Consider the following 17253-nt stretch of genomic DNA (forward strand, 5'->3'; position numbering starts at 1 on the left):
AAAAAAATTTTGAATTGACAATTTTGAATTAGGTGAAAGTAAAGCTTCGGAGCTTTGCTTTCACCAATTCATAATTCATAATTCATAATTCATAATTCATAATTCATAATTCATAATTCATAATTCACAATTCATAATTGACAATTATCACAGCGTCCCAAAAACCATCCGGTCTTTTCCATTGATATCAAAGACAATTTCCGTTTCGGCATGTGGGTATTGTGCTTTAATTAGCGCTTCCACCTGTTTACTCTGACCCGCACCAACTTCAAAGGCGATAATCCCATTTTTGTTTAAGACCGTAGGAATTTGAGCAACTAATTTTTCATAAAGCTCATAGCCGGTCACACCGCCAACTAACGCAAGCGTCGGTTCAAAATCACGGACATTTACGGCAAGCTCTCGAAAATCAGCTTCTGAAATATAGGGTGGGTTTGAGACAACAACATCTACCTTTGCGCCAGAATCGATCAACGGCTGAAGGAGATCGCCTTCTAAAAATTGAACCGATGCGTCTAATTTTTTCGCGTTCAGCTTTGCGACTTCAATCGCTTCAGGTGAGATATCAACCGTCGTAATTTTTAGATTAGGATTTTCTAATGCTAATGAAATTGAAATAGCCCCACTGCCAGTCCCAACGTCCACAACCTTAATTGGTGATTGGTTAGGAAAGACTCTATTAATGCGCTGTAAAAGCCCCATTACGAGCTCCTCAGTTTCGGGTCGAGGAATGAGGACGTGCTCGTTCACGGTAAATTGCCTTCCATAGAAGTCCTCAACACCTGTAATGTGTTGGACAGGGGTTCCTGCTACAACCTTCTCTAACGCTGCTCTCAACGAGTTTTCAACGTCTAAAGGAAGCTCGTCTTGAAAAATTTGAAACAACTTAGTACGATCCACCTGCAAGTAATGCTTAAGTAAAATCTCAGCGATTGGTTCTTCTAGCCCGTGTTCTGTTAAAAAAGAAGAAGCCCAGCGTAGGGCTTCATAAATTTTCATTGGTTGCTTACTCATTAATCATCAGCCTGCTGCATTAAGCTCGCTTGCTCTTCAACCACTAGCGCATCAATAATTTCATCAAGTTTGCCTTGTAAAATCTGATCTAACTTCTGAAGAGTTAAACCAATGCGGTGGTCAGTTACACGGCTTTGCGGGAAGTTATACGTACGGATACGCTCTGAACGGTCTCCTGTACCTACTGCTGATTTTCTTACCTCATCATATTCTGCTTGTTGCTCTTGTTGCATTTTATCAAAAATACGCGCTCTTAAAACCTTCATCGCTTTATCTTTGTTTTTATGCTGAGATTTCTCATCCTGACACGTTACTACCGTGTTGGTTGGAATATGCACTACACGTACAGCCGATGCTGTCGTGTTAACACTCTGTCCACCAGCTCCACTCGAGCAGAATGTATCAACACGAATATCTTTTTCGTGAATTTCAATTTCAACGTCTTCAGCTTCTGGTAAAACTGCAACCGTTGCTGTTGATGTATGAATACGTCCACCAGACTCAGTTGTTGGTACACGTTGTACACGGTGAGCTCCGTTTTCATACTTTAATTTTGAATACGCACCAGTACCGTTGATCATAAAGATAATCTCTTTATATCCACCGATCTCAGTGTAGTTAGCTTCAATAACTTCCGTTTTCCAGCCACGAGCTTCCGCAAAACGGCTGTACATTTTATACAAGTCACCGGCAAAAAGGGCTGCTTCGTCTCCACCAGCCGCACCACGGATCTCAACGATAACGTTTTTGTCATCGTTCGGGTCTTTAGGAAGCAATAAGATTTTCAAGCGGTTTTCAAGCTCTTCTTTTTGATCTTCTAACTCGCTAATTTCCATCTTAACCATTTCGTACATTTCATCATCAAGTTTTTCTTCAAACATTGATTTTGCATCTTTATATTGTGTCATAACTTCTTTGTATTCTTTATAAGCCTGTACTGTATCTGTTAAGTTCGATTGTTCTTTTGAATATTCACGAAGTTTTGTTGAATCATTTATAACGTCTGGATCACTTAAAAGTTCATTTAACCTTTCGTAGCGATCTTCTAATGACTGTAATCGATCAAACACGCTCATTCACCTCTTTTTATGGCATAACATTATAATTATAGTATATGAGAAGCCTACAGTCAAAGGTTCTATGTAGAAAGTCAAAGAAAATGGCGAAAGTGAACCCGAGGCGAGTTCACTTAAGGATTTATCGTTACATGGATGTCATAACGCTGCATTGCTTGCGATAAAACTCTTTGGATATCTTTCTGTTGCTGTTCTCGTTCCTGCGTGTCCTGTACATCCGTTCTCGCATTTACCCAAATATCTTTACCAATGATGAAAATTCCACCTGGTTGTAAACCTTCTTGAAGTAGAATTGTTCGAACCTTATCCTGATCATCACCTAAATCAGTACGGTGGCGATCCAATGTTCGAAAGCTCGGGCTTTGGTTGATCATCCCATCATACCGATATTCATCTACATCATCTCTAATAACACCATAGTTTATCGGACCAGGCCCTAATAAACCATAAGCAACTTGGTTGCCATCCACTGTGTTTTCCATACCTGCTTCAGGGGAATTTGTCGGCGAACATCCACAAGTCATAAGTATGACTGTGATAAGAAGTAGCGCTTTTTTCATGAAAACACCTCCTGATGATAGCTTACCCAGAAAGGACAAAATAATTTCACCTATTTGTCACTGTGACAACCCGAAGTTTGTCGAAAAAAAACCAACCTCTAACTGAGATTGGTTTGTTCTTCCTTTATAGGTAATAATTCTGGTTTGCCAGGTACCTCATGGCAATGTCTACATCTTGGCTCATAGGACTCTGATGCTCCTACTAAGATGATTGGGTCATCATAATTAGCAGGGCTTCCGTTAATTAGACGTTGCGTTCTGCTAGCTGGAGATCCACATGCCAAGCAAATTGCTTGAAATTTTGTAACCGTCTCAGCTAAGGCCATTAGTGTAGGCACTGGACCGAAAGGCTCACCACGGAAATCTTGATCTAAGCCGGCAACAACGACACGAATTCCTTGATCTGCAAGTGACTGAACAACAGGAATAATTGCTTCGTCAAAAAACTGTACTTCATCAATTGCCACTACTTGTGTATCAAATTCCACTAATTCTAAAATTTCTACTGATGTTTTCACAGGCTTTGCCAATACTTTTGTCCCATTGTGGGAAACAACTTCTTCACTAGAATAGCGATTATCAAGCGCTGGTTTAAACACCTGTACTTTTTGTTTTCCGAAGCTTGCTCTCCGAACTCGACGAATTAATTCCTCTGATTTTCCAGAGAACATGCTTCCGCAAACAACTTCTAACCAGCCTTCTTTTCTCGTTAAATGCATATTTGTCTCTCCCATCACTGCTCTGTTCAAGTATTCTCTCCGAAAATTCCTCACAATAATATATAATACAACTTTTCCTGACAATTTTCATGATCAAAATGAAAATTCTTTAAGTAAATTTATGTAAATGAGCAGGGCCCGATTAGCCTTGGTAACAATCTTAGCAACAAAAAAAACAGGCAAGAAAATTGCACTTGCCTGTCTTCTTTATTTTTGGGATTACTTAAGGTTGTATTTTTTCTTGAAGCGATCCACACGTCCACCAGCGTCAGCAAACTTCTGACGACCTGTGTAGAATGGATGAGAGTCAGAACTGATCTCTACGTTTAATAGAGGATAAGTTTTGCCATCTTCCCACTCAACAGTCTCAGCAGAGTACTTTGTTGAGCCACTTAAGAACATAAAACCTGTACTTGTATCCTTAAACACAACTTTTTGATATTTAGGATGGATTTCCGGTTTCATTCTTTTCATCTCCTTTTTGCCCTGAGTCTCTTCGAAACAGAGTTTATAAAGGTATTATTTTGTGTAATACCTTTTTCACACATGACGAAATTATATCAACTTAAAAGTAGTTTTGCAACTGTAATTTTGTGGGTTGTCCACTCAAACTACGAACGAACTTTTCTACCTGCTTTATCCTCTTCAATCGAAGCGAAGAATTCTTCATTTGTCTTCGTTGTTTTAATCTTTTTGATAAAGTGGTCAACGTATTCCGATGAGTCTTTCATTGTTTTACGAATAGCCCATAATGTTTCAAGCTGCTCTTTTGGTAAAAGTAGCTCTTCACGTCTTGTACCAGAACGTAAAATATCGATAGCAGGGAAGATACGTCTTTCTGCAAGCTTACGGTCAAGGTGAAGTTCCATATTACCAGTACCTTTGAATTCCTCGTAAATTACCTCATCCATCCGTGAGCCGGTTTCTACTAAGGCAGTAGCTAAAATTGTTAAGCTACCTCCTTCTTCGATGTTTCTCGCCGCACCAAAAAAGCGTTTCGGACGATGGAAGGCAGCCGGATCAATACCACCAGAAAGAGTACGACCACTTGGTGGGACAACTAGGTTATATGCACGTGCAAGACGCGTAATACTATCCATCAAAATAATAACGTCTTTCTTTGACTCAACTAAACGCATCGCTCTCTCAAGAACAAGCTCAGCAACCTTAATATGATTTTCTGGAACTTCATCAAACGTAGAACTAACTACTTCAGCATTTACAGAACGTTCGATATCAGTTACTTCCTCAGGACGCTCATCAATTAGAAGAACAATTAATACTGCATCAGGATGGTTCACACTGATACTATTAGCAACCTCTTTTAACAGCAACGTTTTACCCGCTTTTGGAGGAGCGACAATAAGACCACGCTGACCAAACCCTACAGGAGAAATCATATCAATAATTCTTGAAGACACTTTTTCAGGTGAGGCTTCTAATTTGATTTTTGTTTCTGGATATAACGGGGTTAACGCTGGAAAATGCGGACGACTTTTCGCCGTATCAGGATCATCACCGTTTACCGCTTCTACATGAAGTAATCCGTAAAAACGTTCATTTTCTTTTGGCTTTCTAACCTTACCAGATACTCTATCGCCATTTCTTAACTCAAACCTACGGATCTGCGAAGCAGAAATATAGATATCCTCTGAGCTTGGCAAGTAATTAATCGGTCTTAAAAACCCAAAACCTTCAGATGAAACGATATCTAAAGTACCTTCCATAAACATTAAGCCATCTTCTTCAGCTTGTCCTTTTAAAATTGCAAATACTAACTCTTTCTTTGTTAACTTACTGTAAGACGTTACTTTATACTGTTTTGCTAATTCGTATAATTCGCGTAGCTTCATATTTTCTAATTCGGCTAAATTTACACCCATGTTTGACACCACTTCTTTTTAATAGATTTTTTTTATGAAAAAGCATACAAAAATACCTCTCTTGTTTAAAAGAGATTCATTTGATTTGGAATTAAGTATTGAAAGGATATAAGTGAAGTTGATGAGGTTCGTATTTTCCTAATGAAGAGTGAGACCTTGTTATGTACTGTCCTAATTCAAAAACTAGCAGAAGAGTTTTGCTCGTACGTTTCTAGTAACAGTAATAATAAATACTATTTTAACCATAATTACTATTCTTATTCAAGAAAATAGTTTTGACAACTTTTGCAAATTCAATATCTATGACTAAATTATACAACATGAGTGAGGAAAATAAAAGAACATTTGTTCTTACCTCGAGGAATATTTAGAGTTTAGAGTAGTCCTCTAAACTCTTTTGTAAGAACTATTATCTGATCACTAAATCTGGTTTTTTCTTAAGACTATGTTTTCCATCAACGAAACGTACTGTTCCTGATTTCGCGCGCATAACAACAGATTGGGTAAAGCCAACGTCACCTTTGTAACGAACACCTTTTAAAAGTTCCCCATCGGTCACACCAGTGGCGGCAAAAATACAATCATCACCTTTGACTAGGTCATCCATCATTAAAATGCGGTTAACATCTTCAATGCCCATCTTTTTACAACGCGCAATTTCTTCCTCATCCTGTGGCAGTAGTCGACCTTGAAGCTCTCCACCTAAACACTTAAGTGCCACAGCTGCTAGTACACCCTCAGGAGCTCCACCCGAACCTAGTAAAATATCAACTCCTGTATCTTCAAAAGCAGTATTAATAGCTGCTGCAACATCCCCGTCTTGCATTAATTTAATCCTAGCACCAGTATCACGAATTTCTTGAATTAAGCTTTCATGACGTTCACGTTTTAAAATTGCAACTACTAGATCTTCTATATTCTTCTTTTTCGCAGCGGCTACTGCTTGCAAGTTTTCTAGAACAGTATAGTCAAGACTAACCTTACCAACAGATTCAGGGCCTACTGCAATTTTATCCATATACATATCAGGAGCATGAAGTAGGTTGCCATTATCAGCTACCGCTAAAACGGCAAGAGCATTCCATTCCCCACAGGCAACAATGTTTGTTCCTTCAAGTGGATCAACTGCTACATCAAGACGAGAGCCATACCCATTTCCAACTTTTTCACCTATGTATAGCATCGGGGCTTCATCCATTTCGCCCTCCCCAATCACAACGGTCCCTTTCATTGGGATCGTATCAAACACGTCTCTCATTGCTTGAGTTGCTGCATCATCCGCTGCATCCTTATTTCCCCTACCCATCCAACGCGCACTTGCTAAAGCTGCTGCCTCTGTAACACGAACAAGCTCCATCGATAAACTTCTTTCCATGTTTCTCTCCCCCAATTCGAATAATTCTGAATACGTATAGTAAATTATGAATTGATTCCTTGAGCTTCGAAGCTCTTCAAAACCAATTCATAATTCATAATTGACAATTCACACTTGCCCTTTAAGCGTTTTCCACTTCTTTTAATTCGTCAGCAGTTAGTTTTTCACGCCAAATTTTTGCACCAAGGCCTTTGAGTTTTTCTTCTAGGTGCTCATAACCACGATCAATGTGTTCGACGCCTGAGATCTCAGTAACTCCTTGAGCCATAAGTCCAGCTACAACAAGCGCTGCACCTGCACGAAGATCGCTCGCTCGAACCTTTGATCCTTGCAGTTGATTTCCATCACCATTAATAATGGCAGAGCGCCCCTCAACTTTTACATTAGCACCCATTCGTCTAAGTTCATCGATATGTTTAAATCTTGCGTTATAAATCGTATCCGTAACAATGCTGGTTCCACTAGCTTTTGTTAAAAGGGAAGTGAAAGGCTGTTGCAAATCGGTTGGGAAGCCTGGATATACCAATGTTTTAATATCAACACCTTTTAAGTTGCCGGTTTGATAAATATAGACTTGATCATCATTTGTCTCGATATGAACGCCCATTTCACGAAGCTTAGCGATCAATGACTCTAAATGATCCGGAATTACGTTGTCAATCATCATCTGTTGCCCCATAGCAGCAGCAATAATCATATAAGTCCCTGCTTCAATTCGATCAGGAATAATTGAATGTCGACATCCATGAAGCGAGTCAACACCATCAATTCGAATAACGTTCGTTCCAGCCCCTTTAATTTGCGCACCCATACTAGTTAACAGCGTAGCTACATCAATAATTTCTGGTTCCTTCGCTGCGTTTTCAATAACTGTACGTCCTTTAGCTCTTACCGCGGCTAACATAATATTGATAGTTGCGCCTACACTTACAACGTCTAGATAAATTTTTGCCCCACGTAACTCATCGGCACGTAGATAAATCGCACCTTGTTCATTCGTTACTCGAGCTCCAAGTGCTTCAAACCCTTTAATATGTTGGTCGATTGGTCTCGGTCCTAAATTACAACCACCAGGTAAACCAATTACTGCCTTCTTGAATTTCCCAAGCATCGCACCCATTAAATAATAAGATGCTCGCAGCTTTTTTACTCGGCCATTAGGTAGTGGCATCGCAAACATATTTTCAGGATAGATTGTCAAGGAGTCGCCCGTTAATCTTGTTGTACCACCAATTTCTTCAAGTAGTTCACTTAGTAACTGTACATCAGAGATTTGTGGTAAATTATCAATTGTTACCTCTGAATCAGCTAAAATAGCAGCAGGGATAAGCGCAACTGCACTGTTTTTTGCTCCACTAATATTTACTCTACCTTCTAGAGGATAACCGCCCTCAATTAATAACTTTTCCATAACAGCTTCCCTTCTTTTTTGATCTAAAAAATCTGGTCATATGGCCTTCTAGATGTTTTTACCATTATAACCATCTCACTCGCAATTTAAATTATGAATTTTGAATTTTGAATTGGATTTTTGAAGCCTGTTTTCTTACTAATTCACAATTCATAATTCACAATTTGATTTTATAAGAGGAAGCATCTGTTTGAAACAATGCTTCCTACTTATTATACCATTATTTCTGTTTATTCCAATCTTCCAAGAATTTCTCAATGCCTTGGTCTGTTAATGGATGTTTGACGAGTTGGCTAATAACCTTATATGGAATCGTTGCAATGTGAGCGCCTTTCATTGCTGCATCATGAACATGCATCGGATGGCGAATAGATGCTGCAATAATTTCTGTTTCAATGTTATGAATGAAAAACATTTCAGATATTTGTGAAACCAAATCTAGTCCATTATGACCGATATCATCAAGTCGTCCTAAAAATGGCGATACGTATGTAGCACCCGCTCGAGCGGCTAATAACGCTTGGACAGCTGAGAAAACAAGCGTAACATTTGTTTTAATTCCTTGATCAGCAAATGCTCGAACAGCTTTTAATCCTTCTGTTGTCATCGGCACTTTCACGGTAATGTTTGGGGCGATTGCCGCTAATTCTTTTCCTTCTCTAAGCATTCCTTCGTAATCAAGAGCAATAACCTCAGCACTAACTGAGCCAGATACGACCTCTGTAATTTCTCTTAAGCGCGTATGAAAATCTACTCCTTCTTTTGCTACTAAAGATGGGTTTGTTGTTACACCCGCTAGTACACCTAGAGCATTCGCTTCACGAATTTCTTCTAAATTTGCTGTATCAATGAAAAACTTCATATCCTTCACCCCTGATTTGTATTTTCACACTGAATAACTATATTCGCTGATAGTAGTCTTAATTCCTTTTGAGAAACTTGTCGATTCCTTCCTAATGGGAAATTAGTTCAAGGGGCTTTTTTAGAGGACTCAGAAGACCCTATTTCAAGAAAAAACCTTCTTTTTTAGATTTGGCGGACTCAGGAACCCTTATTAGACCGATATGGCAGCAAAACACCCTTAAACATTGAAAATAGCGTCCTCACAGTCCGTAAAATTTCAAAAACGGCTATTTTAGCTAAAATAAGGTCCTCTGAGACCGCTTGACTAGAAGGCAACCTTTTCTGAACGCAAAAAAAGTTGATCTCCTAACGGAGACCAACTTTTGACGACAATATTAAGCTTTATTTGAAGAACCAAACTCACGCATTTTGCCGATAACTGTTTGCTTGATTACTTCACGAGCTGGGCCTAAGTATTTACGAGGATCGTAAACTTCAGCGTCAGCAGCAAGAACTTCACGAACAGCTTTTGCAGAAGCGATTTGGTTTTCTGTATTTACGTTAATTTTTGCTGTACCGAAAGAAATTGCTTTCGTGATATCAGCTGTAGGAATTCCAGTACCACCATGTAACACTAGAGGTACACCAGTTAGGTTTAGGATTTCTTCCATCTCTTTGAAACCTAAGTTAGGCTCACCTTTGTATGGTCCATGAACAGAACCTAATGCAGGAGCTAAGCAGTCAATTCCTGTACGCTTAACTAACTCTTCACACTCTTTTGGATCAGCATAGATTACGCCATCAGCGATTACGTCATCTTCCTGACCTCCAACAGTTCCTAATTCCGCTTCTACAGATACACCGTGGAAGTGAGCAAGCTCAACTACTTTTGAAGTAATTTCAATATTTTCCTCAAAAGAATGGTGAGAAGCATCGATCATAACAGATGTAAATCCAGCATGAATTGCCTCCGCACATTTTTGGAAGCTTGAACCATGGTCTAAATGAATTGCAACAGGTACAGTTGTTTTGTACTCTTCCATAAGCGCTTCTACTAATTTTACAATTGTTTTAAAGCCACCCATGTAACGTGCAGCACCTTCTGAAACCCCTAGGATTACTGGTGAGTTTTCTTCTTGAGCCGCTTGAAGAATTGCTTGAGTGAATTCAAGGTTGTTAAGGTTAAACTGACCTACAGCGTACCCTTCATTTTTTGCTTTTAATAACATTTCCTTCATTGACACTAAAGGCATTGGTGATATCCTCCTTTTGATTAAACCACTTGTGTTTAGGTAGTCCTGAATAAGATCAATAAAAAACATTACTTTTAAATTTTAACCCATTGTACATAGAAATTATGTATAGATGATGCTTTTTAAAAAACCTACTCAAGTTGTACAGACCTATTATAGCATACTGAGTAAAAAAATCACGGAAATATCTTGACAAAACGATTAACGTTATGTAAGCGTTTCCTTATACTCCGATTTGCTCTTTAATAACTGCACGTACCTCATCAATATCCAAAGGTTTCGCAAAATGGGTAATTGCCCCTAACTTCATCGCTTCATTAATCATGTCTAGCTCACCATAAGCTGTCATCATTATTACTTGGATACCTGAGTTATAATCCTTTAGCCTTCGAAGGATTTCTAATCCGTCCATTCCTGGAATTTTCATATCTAGAATAACTAAATCAGGTAAGTTCTCTTCGACTATACTTAGTGCCTGAACACCACTTGCAGCTTGGTATGTATCGTAACCATCTTTTTGAAAGATTTCATTTAATAAAACGCGAATACCAAATTGGTCATCGACAATTAAGATTTTCTTTTTCAAATTCTTCACCCATTCCTTGTATTTTCATCCTTACATTATTCTGTGTTTCTTTAAGTTTTTCCTTCTATTTGTAAAAATTTCTTTTAATATCCACTTAAATGAATTTAGTATCGCCATTACGATAATAGTTGTAGTTACGCTAAAACATTCACAACTACATTTAGTTTAATATGGCTCCATTAAGGTATTATGAAATTCATCCACTTAAAATTAGGCTGTTATCGCAAAGTTTTATTGGCTGATATCTTCATCTAGGGTATTTTTCCGATTATTTCAGGGTAAAAAAGCCACAATGTTTACGAAAAAGAGCCTAAAATTAAGAAAAAAACGTAACCCAAGGGGCTACGCTTTATTTAATGACGCTCTGATAAACTCTCTAAATAATGGCTGTGGTCTAGTTGGACGTGAAACAAATTCTGGATGGAATTGAGATGCAACGAAATATGGGTGATCTTCAATTTCAATAATTTCCACTAAGCGGCCATCTGGGCTTGTCCCAGAGAAAATAAAGCCTGCTTTTTCCATTTGCTCACGGTATTCGTTATTGAACTCGTAACGATGGCGATGGCGCTCATAAACCACTTGTTCTTTGTAAGCTTCAAAAGCCACTGAGCCTTCAATTAATTTACAAGGGTATAGACCTAAACGTAATGTACCGCCTAAATCTTCAATATCTTTTTGCTCAGGTAAAAGGTCAATTACTGGATAGTTTGTAGCAGGGTTAAGTTCAGCAGAATTAGCTCCTTCTAAACCTAAGACGTTTCTTGCATACTCGATCGATGCTAATTGCATCCCTAAGCAAATTCCTAAGAAAGGCACTTTATTTATACGCGCATATTTAATTGCAGAGATCTTACCTTCAATTCCACGGTCACCGAAACCACCAGGAACTAGTACACCGTCAACGTCTTGTAATAAATCAGTTACATTTTCCTCTGTTACATCTTCAGCATTAATCCACTTGATTTCGATATCAGCATCAAATGCATAACCAGCATGTCTTAATGATTCTGCAACAGAAAGATAAGCATCTTGAAGGGCAACGTATTTTCCTACTAAAGCAATTTTTACTTTGCCAGAAAGATTTTTTACCTTTTCAACAAGTGCAACCCACTCCGTCATGTCAGGCTCTTGGCAATTCAATTTTAAGTATTCACAAACAAATTGGTCAAGCTTTTGTCGTTGAAGATCAAGCGGAACCTCATATAATGTGTCAGCATCGCGAGCTTCAATAACCGCATTTTTATCAATATCACAAAACAGAGCAATCTTATCTTTCATATCATCTGGAACTGGACGTTCTGTACGAACAACAATCACATTTGGTTGAATACCTAAGCTACGAAGCTCTTTTACACTGTGTTGTGTAGGCTTTGACTTCATTTCACCAGCAGCGGCTAAGTAAGGGATTAACGTACAGTGAATGTACATCACGTTATTCACGCCTACATCACTCTTGATTTGACGAATTGCCTCTAAAAATGGCAGAGATTCGATGTCCCCAACAGTACCACCAATTTCAGTAATAACGATATCTGCACCTGTTTCTCTTCCTGCACGGAAAACACGTTCTTTAATCTCGTTCGTAATATGAGGAATAACCTGCACCGTTCCACCAAGATAATCTCCACGACGTTCCTTCTTCAGAACTGTTGAATAGATTTTTCCTGTCGTCACATTACTATTCTTACTTAAGTTAATATCGATGAAACGCTCATAGTGACCAAGGTCTAAGTCAGTTTCCGCGCCATCATCTGTTACGAATACTTCCCCGTGTTGATATGGACTCATTGTTCCAGGGTCAACATTAATGTATGGGTCAAACTTTTGAATAAAAACTTTTAAGCCTCGGTTTTTTAATAATCGTCCTAAAGATGCAGCTGTAATACCCTTACCTAGTGAAGATACAACCCCACCAGTTACAAAAATATACTTCGTCGCCATTTCGTTCCCTCTCTTTTGTGTTAGTTTAGAGTGTAGATTGTAAAGATTAGAGTTGGGGTAAAAGAAGTCTTAAAAAATAATAGATAAGTGCCTTCATACTCTTACCGTTTCCTGAATTCTACCTCGAAAAAATTAGTTTCCATCTTTATACTTTCCAAACTTGAATTTCATAATGCTGATGAAATTCATCTAAAAATAAAAAAACAAAAGCCACTGCCCCAATTTTAGGGGGCGACTTTTGTTTTACATTTACGTATTATGGAAAAGTTGACCTTCAACTTTCCTAATATAATTGTTTATTCAATTTGCTTATAAGAAAAGCCCAAAAAGAATTCTATCCTAGACAAGCACTATTGTCAACTATGTTTTTTAGAGAAGATCGTCTTCGTCCTCTGCCTCTAAATCTTCATCAAGGTCATCCTCTGAATCATCAGCATCGACATCTTCTTCTTCGTCAAGATCTAGATCAAAATCTTCTTCTTCGTTCTCTTCGCTTACAAGATCGTCTAGTTCATCTTCTAAATCTTCATACTCATCATCTAAATCTCCATCTAAGTCATCGAAGTCTTCATCTAATTCGATTTCTAGATCCTCATCATCTTCAGCTTTCTTCTTTTTACGACGAACAGTTTGAGTAACTTCTTCGTCTGCCTGCTCATAAGGATACCAAGTTCTTAGGCCCCAACGATTTTCACCTAGGGCAATAAAACGGCCATCAATATTTAGATCTGCATAAAGATAAGAAATTCTTTCCGATACATATTCCTCAGACAGTCCTTTGATTTCAGCAACTCGTTTAACTAAATCACCAAATGCAAAAGGTTGCTTCTCGTTTCTCATTAACTCATAAGCAATTTCCACCATGGACATTTCTGATATTTCTTCTGGCGTATACTCATTTAGCGTCAAAGCTAACACATCCTTTCAATGAACATTGATCATTATTTATGTAGAAAATAACCTGAACTTCCGTACAAAACCGAAAATCCTAGTACTTCTAAAAAACACACCTACCTAAACGTATGTATTCCCACTATTTTAAATAGATATAAGGAAAATCATACCTTTCATTATAAACATAAATGAAAACATTATGCTAGTCCAGTGGAAAATCTTTTTTTAAATGTAGAATGTAGAATGTAGAGTGTAGAATGATGTGAGTAACTCATGGTAGATTAAAACATCTTTGAATAGCAATCACCATTCTACATTTTGCATTTTACATTCTACATTCAAAAAGATATAGAGCTGAGAACAAACTATTTGCTCCCAACTCCATACGACACTACATATTCCTTCTATACTGCCCGCCTACTTGATAAAGGGCGTTTGTGATTTGGCCAAGTGAGGCTACTTTTACTGTTTCCATTAGTTCAGCGAAGACGTTGCCGTTTGACATCGCTGTTTGTTGCAGCTGCTTAAGTGCTTTTTCTGTTGTACCTTGATGACGCTCTTGGAAGGCACGCAGATTGGCAATTTGCTGTTCCTTTTCTGCTTGAGTCGCACGAGCAATCTCCATTTGAAACTCATCCTCAGAAGGCGGATTAGGGTTTAAGTACGTGTTAACCCCAATGATCGGTAGCTCGCCACTATGCTTCTTCATTTCGTAGAACATTGACTCTTCTTGAATTTTTCCACGTTGATACTGAGTTTCCATGGCCCCTAATACACCGCCACGGTCACTGATTTTTTCTAACTCTTGCAGTACCGCTTCTTCTACTAAGTCAGTTACTTCATCAATGATAAATGAGCCTTGCAGCGAGTTTTCATTTTTCGCTAAGCCAAGCTCTTTCGTAATAATCATTTGAATTGCCATTGCACGACGTACAGACTCTTCTGTTGGCGTTGTCACCGCCTCGTCGTAAGCATTCGTATGAAGCGAATTACAGTTGTCGTAGATCGCCATCAATGCTTGCAGCGTTGTGCGAATATCGTTGAAATCTACCTCTTGCGCATGTAATGAACGCCCAGATGTTTGAATATGATACTTTAGCTTTTGGCTACGATCATTTCCTCGGTATCTATGCTTCATCACCGTTGACCAAATTCTCCTAGCCACGCGCCCAATCACTGTGTACTCTGGATCAAGGCCGTTTGAGAAGAAGAATGATAGGTTTGGTGCAAAGTCATCGATTTTCATCCCACGACTTAAATAATACTCAACATACGTAAAGCCATTCGCTAATGTAAATGCTAACTGACTAATCGGGTTAGCACCAGCCTCTGCAATATGGTAGCCAGAAATTGAAACCGAATAGTAGTTTCGAACCTTATGGTCAATAAAGTATTGCTGAATATCTCCCATCATTCGTAACGCAAATTCTGTTGAGAAGATACAAGTATTTTGCCCTTGGTCTTCTTTTAAAATATCAGCCTGCACCGTACCACGTACCGTTGCTAGCGTCATCGCTTTGATTTGCGAACGTTCTTCTTCTGTCGCTGAACGACCGTTTTCTACCTCGAACTTCTCGATCTGCTGATCAACCGCTGTATTCATGAACATCGCTAAGATGATTGGTGCCGGACCATTAATCGTCATTGATACGGATGTACTAGGTGCACATAGATCAAAGCCTGCATACAGTTTTTTCATATCCTCTAAAGTACAAATGCTTACACCACTTTCACCGACTTTTCCATAAATGTCGGGACGGTAATCAGGGTCTTCGCCATATAGGGTTACTGAGTCAAACGCCGTACTTAAACGCTTCGCATCATCGTCTTTTGATAGGTAATGGAATCTGCGGTTTGTACGTTCTGGCGTACCTTCCCCAGCAAATTGACGTTTTGGATCTTCACCTTGGCGTTTGAATGGGAATACTCCCGCTGTATACGGGAACTCACCAGGTACATTTTCTTTTAAGCACCAACGGATGATTTCGCCCCAATCATCGAATTTAGGCAACGATACCTTTGGAATTTTTAACCCTGATAAACTCGTTGTTGTTAGCTGTGTACGAATTTCTTTGTCGCGAATTTTCGTCACTAACTCATCTTTTGAATAGCTATCTTTCAACGACGGCCATCTTTCAAGGAGGGCTTTTGTTTCAGGATGAAGCTGCTCTTCAAAATGCTTTTGAACTTTTTCTAGTTCACTTACAACCTCTGGCGTACCACCAACAAGCTGAAGCGCTTCTAACGTTCCTTTGATTTGATAGAGTTTTCTCGCCACTGTCACTTGTTCTTCTGAAAACTGTTTATAGTTTCGAATTGTGCTAACGATTTCAAATAAATATTGCGAACGCTCTGGCGGGATAATCATATTACTTTTGACAACCGTTTTGGTCGTTTCAAGGTTTGTCTGCCAATCTAATTCGAATTTCTCATTAATTTTTTCAACAAGAGCAACAAATAATGTATTCGTTCCTGGATCATTAAATTGACTAGCGATTGTCCCATACACAGGCATTGTTTCAGGATCTTGGTCAAAAAGAGTATGGCTGCGTTGATACTGCTTCTTTACATCACGTAATGCATCCTCTGAGCCCTTTCTCTCAAACTTGTTAATACAGATTAAATCGGCGTAATCGATCATATCAATTTTCTCAAGCTGAGACGGCGCACCAAATTCACTCGTCATCACGTACATCGAAATGTCAACAACTTCAACAATTGCTGCATCTCCTTGCCCAATCCCACTTGTTTCTACAATAACTAAATCAAATCCAGCGGCCTTGACGACTTGAATTGCGTCACGAATCCCTTCAGAAATCTCCATTTTCGAGCCACGTGTCGCAAGCGAGCGCATAAATACTCGTGGTGAATTAATCGAATTCATGCGAATGCGGTCACCTAAGAGAGCTCCCCCTGTTTTTTGTTTCGTTGGGTCTATAGAAATGATCGCTACCGTTTTGTCTTCAAATTCATATAAGAAGCGACGAACAAGCTCATCGGTCAATGAACTTTTACCTGCTCCACCTGTTCCTGTAATTCCAACCACTGGAACTTCTTGTGCTAAAGCTTTAATTTTTTCAAAAGCAGCTTCAGCCGTTGTCGCTACTTCTTGGTGATCAAGCTCTTGTTTTTCCGCTAGGGTAATCAGTTTCGAGATCGCTTGAATATTTTTTTCACGTAACTGATCAATTTCATCAGTCACTGATTTTACAGTTGGAAAATCGCATTCTTCCATCATCATGTTGATCATCCCTTGAAGACCGTGAATACGACCGTCCTCAGGTGAAAAAATACGGGCAATCCCGTAATCATGGAGTTCCTTAATTTCAGATGGAATAATAACCCCACCACCACCGCCATAAATACGGATGTGTGTAGCACCATTTTCTTTTAATAGGTCATACATGTACTTGAAATATTCCACATGACCGCCTTGGTAGGAGGATAATGCAATACCTTGAACATCTTCTTGGATGGCTGCAAGAACAACCTCTTCAGCAGAACGGTTATGCCCTAAATGAATAACCTCAGCACCGCTTGCCTGCAGCATTCTTCTCATAATATTGATTGATGCATCATGCCCGTCAAAAAGACTCGATGCAGTAACAAAGCGTACATGGTTTTTCGGTCGATAAATCTCGATCTTTTCCATCAAAACACTCCAATTCAATTTTGAATTTTGAATTGTGAATTAT

14 protein-coding genes are annotated in these 17253 nt (G+C 38.9%); all 14 read right to left on the reverse strand.

Annotation, left to right across the window (positions count from 1 at the left end; genetic code table 11):
- Positions 1–147: 147 nt before the first annotated feature.
- Complete coding sequence (gene prmC, locus DS745_RS05175) at positions 148–999, reverse strand: peptide chain release factor N(5)-glutamine methyltransferase (protein ID WP_129077363.1); 852 nt, start codon at positions 997–999, stop codon at positions 148–150.
- A gap of 14 nt (positions 1000–1013) precedes the next feature.
- Positions 1014–2084: a peptide chain release factor 1 gene (gene prfA / locus DS745_RS05180; protein ID WP_129077223.1), complete on the reverse strand. Its 1071-nt coding sequence runs from the start codon at positions 2082–2084 to the stop codon at positions 1014–1016.
- Positions 2085–2203: 119 nt separating this feature from the next.
- Entirely contained in the window at positions 2204–2650 is a 447-nt protein-coding gene (locus DS745_RS05185) for a hypothetical protein (RefSeq protein ID WP_129077224.1), read from the reverse strand.
- Positions 2651–2748: 98 nt separating this feature from the next.
- Complete coding sequence (locus tag DS745_RS05190; RefSeq protein WP_129077364.1) at positions 2749–3369, reverse strand: thymidine kinase; 621 nt, start codon at positions 3367–3369, stop codon at positions 2749–2751.
- Between the two features lie 219 nt (positions 3370–3588).
- Positions 3589–3834 (reverse strand): type B 50S ribosomal protein L31, encoded by a 246-nt coding sequence (locus DS745_RS05195; protein ID WP_129077225.1) that lies wholly within the window; start codon positions 3832–3834, stop codon positions 3589–3591.
- Positions 3835–3980: 146 nt separating this feature from the next.
- Entirely contained in the window at positions 3981–5252 is a 1272-nt protein-coding gene (gene rho / locus DS745_RS05200; protein ID WP_129077226.1) for a transcription termination factor Rho, read from the reverse strand.
- A 409-nt stretch (positions 5253–5661) separates the two neighbouring features.
- Positions 5662–6627, reverse strand: a complete 966-nt coding sequence (gene glpX / locus DS745_RS05205; RefSeq protein ID WP_129077227.1) for a class II fructose-bisphosphatase — start codon at positions 6625–6627, stop codon at positions 5662–5664.
- 121 nt (positions 6628–6748) lie between these two features.
- A complete protein-coding gene (locus tag DS745_RS05210; protein ID WP_129077228.1) occupies positions 6749–8038 on the reverse strand; it encodes a UDP-N-acetylglucosamine 1-carboxyvinyltransferase in 1290 nt (429 codons plus the stop codon).
- 220 nt (positions 8039–8258) lie between these two features.
- The gene (gene fsa / locus DS745_RS05215; RefSeq protein ID WP_129077229.1) at positions 8259–8900 is read right to left on the reverse strand and encodes a fructose-6-phosphate aldolase; all 642 of its coding nucleotides are present in this window, start codon (positions 8898–8900) and stop codon (positions 8259–8261) included.
- A gap of 376 nt (positions 8901–9276) precedes the next feature.
- The gene (locus DS745_RS05220; RefSeq protein ID WP_129077230.1) at positions 9277–10134 is read right to left on the reverse strand and encodes a class II fructose-bisphosphate aldolase; all 858 of its coding nucleotides are present in this window, start codon (positions 10132–10134) and stop codon (positions 9277–9279) included.
- A gap of 223 nt (positions 10135–10357) precedes the next feature.
- A complete protein-coding gene (locus DS745_RS05225; RefSeq protein ID WP_129077231.1) occupies positions 10358–10720 on the reverse strand; it encodes a response regulator in 363 nt (120 codons plus the stop codon).
- Between the two features lie 342 nt (positions 10721–11062).
- Positions 11063–12664: a CTP synthase gene (locus DS745_RS05230; RefSeq protein WP_129077232.1), complete on the reverse strand. Its 1602-nt coding sequence runs from the start codon at positions 12662–12664 to the stop codon at positions 11063–11065.
- A gap of 369 nt (positions 12665–13033) precedes the next feature.
- Complete coding sequence (rpoE, locus tag DS745_RS05235; RefSeq protein ID WP_421721801.1) at positions 13034–13582, reverse strand: DNA-directed RNA polymerase subunit delta; 549 nt, start codon at positions 13580–13582, stop codon at positions 13034–13036.
- A gap of 367 nt (positions 13583–13949) precedes the next feature.
- Positions 13950–17210, reverse strand: a complete 3261-nt coding sequence (icmF, locus tag DS745_RS05240) for a fused isobutyryl-CoA mutase/GTPase IcmF (protein ID WP_129077234.1) — start codon at positions 17208–17210, stop codon at positions 13950–13952.
- Positions 17211–17253: the final 43 nt, after the last annotated feature.

Origin of the sequence: Anaerobacillus alkaliphilus, from assembly GCF_004116265.1 — a bacterium.
Lineage (GTDB): Bacteria > Bacillota > Bacilli > Bacillales > Anaerobacillaceae > Anaerobacillus > Anaerobacillus alkaliphilus.

Coding starts and splice junctions, on each gene's coding strand:
- prmC (WP_129077363.1), bottom strand. CDS start 999: ATGAAAATTTATGAAGCCCTACGCTGGGCTTCTTCTTTTTTAACAGAA.
- DS745_RS05185 (WP_129077224.1), bottom strand. CDS start 2,650: ATGAAAAAAGCGCTACTTCTTATCACAGTCATACTTATGACTTGTGGA.
- DS745_RS05190 (WP_129077364.1), bottom strand. CDS start 3,369: ATGCATTTAACGAGAAAAGAAGGCTGGTTAGAAGTTGTTTGCGGAAGC.
- DS745_RS05195 (WP_129077225.1), bottom strand. CDS start 3,834: ATGAAACCGGAAATCCATCCTAAATATCAAAAAGTTGTGTTTAAGGAT.
- rho (WP_129077226.1), bottom strand. CDS start 5,252: ATGGGTGTAAATTTAGCCGAATTAGAAAATATGAAGCTACGCGAATTA.
- glpX (WP_129077227.1), bottom strand. CDS start 6,627: ATGGAAAGAAGTTTATCGATGGAGCTTGTTCGTGTTACAGAGGCAGCA.
- DS745_RS05210 (WP_129077228.1), bottom strand. CDS start 8,038: ATGGAAAAGTTATTAATTGAGGGCGGTTATCCTCTAGAAGGTAGAGTA.
- fsa (WP_129077229.1), bottom strand. CDS start 8,900: ATGAAGTTTTTCATTGATACAGCAAATTTAGAAGAAATTCGTGAAGCG.
- DS745_RS05220 (WP_129077230.1), bottom strand. CDS start 10,134: ATGCCTTTAGTGTCAATGAAGGAAATGTTATTAAAAGCAAAAAATGAA.
- DS745_RS05230 (WP_129077232.1), bottom strand. CDS start 12,664: ATGGCGACGAAGTATATTTTTGTAACTGGTGGGGTTGTATCTTCACTA.
- icmF (WP_129077234.1), bottom strand. CDS start 17,210: ATGGAAAAGATCGAGATTTATCGACCGAAAAACCATGTACGCTTTGTT.